Origin of the sequence: Deinococcus sp. (assembly GCF_018260405.1) — a bacterium.
In the GTDB taxonomy this organism is placed as follows: Bacteria; Deinococcota; Deinococci; order Deinococcales; family Deinococcaceae; genus Deinococcus.
Map to the genome: position 1 here is coordinate 1 of NZ_JAGLBG010000121.1, position 5456 is coordinate 5456.

Sequence of the window (5456 nt, forward strand, 5' to 3'; positions counted from 1 at the left end):
GCCAGCTGGGAAGCGCCTGCTGCTAGTTGTCCCAGACCGCTTTGCAATTGCGGAAGTTGCGTTGACAGTTGCTGGTTGCCCGCTGCGAGCTGTTGCGCCCCACTGTTGGCCGACTTCGCCCCCGCTGCCAGCTGGGAAGCGCCTGCTGCTAGTTGTCCCAGACCGCTTTGCAATTGCGGAAGTTGCGTTGACAGTTGCTGGTTACCCGCTGCAAGCTGTTGCGCCCCACTGTTGGCTGACTTCGCCCCCGCTGCCAGTTGGGAAGCGCCTGCCGAGAGCTGATTCAGGCCGTTTGCCAGCTGACCGGAACCTGTGGCGAGTTTGGCCGCGCCGGTTTGCAAAGGGGCCAGCCGCGACTGGTCTGGCGCAGCGGCTTCAAGCTGGCGTAAACCCGCCGAGAGTCGGGTGGTGCCGTCGGTCAGGCGGGTCACACCGCCAGCCAGCGTTGTGGCCCCCTCGGTCAGCTGCCGCCCGCCGCTGGCCGCTTTTCCGGCTCCGGTCGCCAGTTCCTGTGCGCCGCTGCGGAGACTGAGGGTGCCGGTCTGCAATTTTTCCGCGCCGTCACGCAGTTGCCCGGTGGCGGTCCTAATGTCATGAAAGCCGTTCTGAACTTGTGCCAGCGACTTCTGAACCACCTGCCAGCGGTTCTCGCCCAGGGTCTTGTTCAGGTTGTCGGCCAGGGTGATGCTGAAACTGTTTGCCACCCGGCTGGCAAAGTAGTTGGCCCCCTCCGAGACGTAGAACTTGAGCAGGCCGTGTTCGCTGCTGCTACCGGCCACGGCCTTGCGGCTGAAATCGGGGGGAATGGTCAGGGAAAAATAGGTCTGACCCTGGCGCACGGCGGTTTCGGCCTCGGCCTGCGTCGTGTAAATCACGTATTTAAATTTCGGGTCGTCCAGCAGCTTTTGCTCTACGTCATTGCCCAGGCGGTATGACTTGCCCCGGTACTGAGTGCCCTGGTCGAGGTTGACCAGTCCGACGGGTAACTGCGAGAGGTTGCCGTAAGGGTCAAAAGAACTGGTCAGGTAAATGGTCGAGTACAAGAGGGGTGTCAAGGCGATGGCGACCGCCGAGAGCCACATCATGGGATGCCGCCACAGGCTGCGCTCGGCGGGCGTAAGCACCTGAAAATCGTGACTGAGAGACATAGTTTCTCCTGGTGGAAATCGGGGCGGGGACGGGGTTGGGCGGGCGAACAGGGCCTTTTGTCCTGATAGCTTCCTTCTCGTGAAACTACAGTATCCCGCATATTGACAATTTGTCAAATGACATTTTGACAAATGACACTATGTCAATGTATCTGGTATACTGGTTTTGTGAAGCCCGCCGCCCATCCGGAACTGACCGCGCCGCGCCGCCTGAGCGCAGAAGACCGCCGCGAGCAGATCATGCAGGCAGCGGCCCGACTGTTTACCGAACGCGGCTTCGAGGCCGTGGGCATGGCCGATATTGCCTCAGCGCTGGGCATTTCGCGCCCGACGGTTTACACCTATTTCGCCTCGACCGAGATCATTCTGGAGGCGCTGCTGGCCGAAAAGCTCGAGCATCTGCCCGAGCGCCTCACTCCACTTCTTCAGTCCGAGAAGCCGCTAGCGTTCAGCAAAATTTTTCTGGCCCTACTTCAGGAGGCCGACTTGCTCAAGCTGCTGGGCTGCGGGGGCGGGCCGCTGTTCCGCACGCAGCGCCGGGCATTCTTGAAGGCCATCGAGGAGCGCCTGCGCCTTCAGGAAAAGGCCGAGGCGAGTGCCAGCCCGCACGGCCAGAAACGCCCTGCCACACTGCTGCCCATTGTGCTTAACCTGCTCAGCGGCATGGCCTACGAACAGCTGACCCGTGACGATCTGGACGGGACGGAACTGGCCGCGCAGTTAGAGCAGTTTATCGTGGGGGGCATTGCCGCGCTCGGGCAGCCTGGGCCGGGCGACTTGCAGCGCAGCTAGCGTCGAATCCCAAGCTGACGCCACGGCCTGTAGGGGACGGGGGCAAGGCGAGTGCAAAAGCCAACAGGCCAGGACTGCACGGCCCCGTTTGCCGCTTCTGTCTTTACAGGACATCTCTGCTGGGCAGCTCTGCGAGTCCCCCACGAGGGGCTGAGTGGTGCCGAAATCCTACGCATAAAGCGGATTTCAGGTGCTGAGACGTACTCCGCGTTACCCCCCTCCCAACCTTACCCGCAAGGGTGGAGGGGCTAAGAACCTCACCTTTATCGGGCGTCACATTTGCTGAAACTGAACTGTCCTAAACCAGGAGAGACTTTCCCCTCTTTGTGGGTGCTGTAGGGCTAGGGCATATGCAGATAACGACTTTGCAATTGCCCCAGCCGGGGGCTGTTATCCCGCCGCCTGCCTGCGAGTCCGCTCAGGATTTGCGGGACGAGCGGGCATTGAGCATGGCCGACGCGCCGGGATGTTCACCGCGCTCGAACACCACGTTGGCCCGGCCCACAATCAGGGGATCGACGCGGCCCAGGTTGCGCTCGTCCTTGTTAGCATAGGGAATACGCTGGAGTACGTAGCGAATGGCGTTCAGGCGCGCGCGTTTCTTGCAGTCGCTCTTGACCACGGTCCAGGGGCAATCGGCGGTGTCGGTGTGAAAGAACATGGCTTCCTTGGCGGCGGTGTACTCCTCCCACAGATCCAGTGAAGCCAGATCCATCGGCGAGAGCTTCCACTGCTTGAGCGGGTGCACGCGGCGTTCCTTGAAGCGGCGGCGCTGCTCCTCGCGGCTGACCGAGAACCAGAATTTCATGACGTAGATTCCGCTGCGAACCAGATTGCGCTCGAATTCGGGGGCCTGGCGCATAAATTCGACGTACTCGTCGTCGGTGCAAAAGCCCATAACCCGCTCGACTCCGGCGCGGTTATACCAGCTGCGGTCAAAAAGCACGATCTCGCCCCGCGTGGGCAGGTGCTGCACGTAGCGCTGAAAGTACCACTGCCCGCCTTCTTCCTCGGTGGGCTTGGCAAGCGCGACAATGCGTGCGCCGCGTGGATTCATGTGCTCCATGAAGCGCTTGATGGTGCCCCCCTTACCGGCGGCGTCCCGGCCCTCGAACAGGATCACCACCCTGGCCCCCGTGTCCTTGACCCAGGCCTGTAACTTGAGCAGCTCGACCTGCAACTTGTATTTCTCGTGCTCGTAGGTTTCACGGGACATCAGGTACTTGTAGGGATACGCCCCGGAGCCTTCGCCGGGATTCAGCACGCGGTCGAGGTTGACAGTGGGCGTATAGTCACGCGCCGACATGCGCCGCCGCTTGAGGGCCTGAGTCAGGGCTTTCTGTTCATCGGGACTGAAGGCCCCCAGCAGGGTCGAGGCGATGTCGTCGAGTTCGACCTGCGGCTCGGCGTGCAGGATATCGGCCAGCGCCGAGAGCTTGGCGTCGTGCTTGGCTTCCAGCCGCTCGGCCACCTGCACCGTTTCGGTGGCCGCGGGGGTCTCGCCATACACCGTATCGCCCTGTGCGGCCAGTCGCGGGGCTACCCCCTCCGGCCCAGGTCGCTGTTCAGGCTGCCCAACCAGTGTGGGACCGACCAGTATAGGGGCCAGGCTGGCCGTGGCCCCGCTGCTGGAGTCCCTGGCAGCCTGGGGCCGGGCGTCCTGTTTGGCCTGAGCCGGGGCGCTGGGCGTTTTAGCGCGGGTGATGGTCGTCGAAGAAGCGGCCTTACCGGCGCTGGGTTTTCTGGTGGTCATGGGTTGGATTCCTCCTTGGCTGGACTGCCCTAGTTATACCCCAGGCCCTGTGCCGTATGAGGAAACCTTAAGGCCGAAATCCGACGACCTGCACGAGATTTTCTCCTGATTTATTAAATCGGGACTATAGACCCGGTTCCGGTACGTCCTGTCGGGGGTACTGCGGCCCAGTTAGGGGGTGGTCAGGTGGCAGCAGGCCGAAAAAGTCTCTGAGCAGCCATGAACCGTTGGAGAGACCAGCCGCCCGGGGCAAAACTGTTTTGCCTTCATGGACAAAGCACAGGCAAAGCAAAATTATGGTTAGAATGACCTAACAACCGTTCGTTCTTATAGCGTCCCACATCCCCTGACCCTGAGGAGGCCTGCTCTTGTTTCAGCCCGACTGCGAAGCCATGCCCGTTGCCCAACTCCGTGCCCACCAGCTTGCCAGATTGCAGGAAATGGTCGCCCGCCAGTACGAACACGTTCCGGCCTACCAACGCAAATTTGACGAGCAGGGCCTCAAGCCGGATGACCTGAAAACGCTGTCCGACCTGGCGCGGTTTCCTTTTACCCGCAAAACCGACCTGCGCGACAACTACCCGACTGGCCTGTGCGCGGTGCCCAGAAGCGAACTGCGCCGCCTGCACGCCAGCAGCGGCACGACTGGCAAGCCGACGGTGGTGGGCTACGACCGCAACGACCTCGACATCTTTAACGAGGTGGTGGCCCGCAGCCTGTACGCCTCGGGGGCCAGGCCCGGCATGGTGTTTCATAACGCTTACGGCTACGGCCTGTTTACGGGCGGGCTGGGGCTGGACGGCGGCGGGCAGCGACTAGGGCTGAATACCGTACCCGTTTCGGGCGGCGGCACCGACAAGCAGGTGCAACTGATTCAGGATCTGGAACCTGAGGTGATTTCGGTGACTCCCAGTTACGCCCTGGTGCTGGGTGAGGCGCTGAAAAAGGCCGGGATGCGCCCGGAGGACATCAGCCTGAAATACGCCCTGCTGGGGGCCGAACCGTGGTCCGACAAGACCCGCCGCGAGATCGAGGAAAAGCTGGGTGTCAAAGCCTGCAACATCTACGGGCTGTCGGAAGTGATCGGGCCGGGCGTGAGCAACGAGGACGTGAACGAGCAAAATGGCAGCTACATCTGGGAAGACCATTTTTATCCGGAAATCGTGGACCCTGAAACCGGCGAGCTGCTGCCCGACGGCGAATACGGCGTGCTCGTGCTGAGCAGCATGACCCGCACCGCCATGCCCATTTTGCGCTACTGGACCGGCGACATTACCTGCCTAATGCCCGGCGAGAGTCCGTCGGGGCGCACCAGCCGCCGCATGGCCCAGATCCGGGGCCGCAGCGACGACCTGATTATCCTGCGCGGCGTGAACGTGTACCCGACCCAACTGGAAGCCGTGCTGACCGGCATGGGGCAGACCAGCCTCCACTACCACGTCGTGTTGACCCGTACGGGCCTGCTAGACGCCCTGACCCTACAAGTCGAGACTGAGAGCGAAAGCCCCGCTCTGCAAAAGGAAATCCAGAAGCAGATCAAGGCGCAGGTTGGCGTGTCGGTTCACTGCGAACTGCATGTCCCCGGCAGCCTGCCCCGCAGCGAGGGCGGCAAGCTCAGGCGCGTGACTGATTTGCGTGGTGAACGCTAAAAACCTACAACAACATAAACCCCTGGCAGGCGTTCTTTAAGAGGCTGTCTGAGGCCCATATCGTCGGAGTATCCATGCTGCCCTCTTCATCAGGCGCACAATCGCTGGAGCAGA

4 protein-coding genes are annotated in these 5456 nt (G+C 61.8%); 2 read left to right on the plus strand and 2 right to left on the minus strand.

The window, feature by feature from the left end; translation table 11 throughout:
- Window positions 1-1148 (minus strand): YhgE/Pip domain-containing protein (locus QZ269_RS11680; RefSeq protein ID WP_291426881.1); only part of this gene is annotated, 1148 nt, incomplete at its 3' end.
- A 168-nt stretch (window positions 1149-1316) separates the two neighbouring features.
- Here QZ269_RS11680 and QZ269_RS11685 point away from each other — a divergent pair.
- The gene (locus tag QZ269_RS11685; protein ID WP_291426882.1) at window positions 1317-1940 is read left to right on the plus strand and encodes a TetR/AcrR family transcriptional regulator; all 624 of its coding nucleotides are present in this window, start codon (window positions 1317-1319) and stop codon (window positions 1938-1940) included.
- 418 nt (window positions 1941-2358) lie between these two features.
- On the opposite strand, the gene ppk2 is transcribed toward QZ269_RS11685, so the two are convergent.
- On the minus strand, window positions 2359-3693 hold the full coding sequence (gene ppk2, locus QZ269_RS11690) for a polyphosphate kinase 2 (RefSeq protein ID WP_291426883.1): 1335 nt from the start codon (window positions 3691-3693) through the stop codon (window positions 2359-2361).
- Between the two features lie 368 nt (window positions 3694-4061).
- Between ppk2 and paaK the strand changes: the two genes are divergently transcribed.
- Entirely contained in the window at window positions 4062-5342 is a 1281-nt protein-coding gene (paaK, locus tag QZ269_RS11695; protein ID WP_291426884.1) for a phenylacetate--CoA ligase PaaK, read from the plus strand.
- Window positions 5343-5456: the final 114 nt, after the last annotated feature.

Excerpts from the sequence above, each read along its gene's own strand:
- ppk2 (WP_291426883.1), bottom strand. The coding sequence starts at position 3,693 with ATGACCACCAGAAAACCCAGCGCCGGTAAGGCCGCTTCTTCGACGACC.